General features: G+C 32.5%; 1 pseudogene. It reads right to left on the minus strand.

Features of this window, described 5'->3' with window-relative positions:
* Positions 1-206: pseudogene (locus V6256_RS16365) on the minus strand (1-aminocyclopropane-1-carboxylate deaminase/D-cysteine desulfhydrase); the annotation flags it as partial.

Consider the following 206-nt stretch of genomic DNA (forward strand, 5'->3'; position numbering starts at 1 on the left):
ACCAGTGGCATCAAAATTAAAACGGTGGCTAGCTGCTGCAAAGGCATGAATATGATTTGAAAATGCACCACCAAAACTGCGCAATTTATGGATGTTATATTTTTGTGCATATAACAAGTTATATTTCAATTTTCGCCATATATTACCTGATATATCAGTATCTAATAAATCATCTCGATTTACTGCCAAGGTAATTTTATGTTTAG

It is taken from the genome of Psychromonas aquatilis, assembly GCF_038155185.1.
In the GTDB taxonomy this organism is placed as follows: Bacteria; Pseudomonadota; Gammaproteobacteria; order Enterobacterales; family Psychromonadaceae; genus Psychromonas; species Psychromonas aquatilis.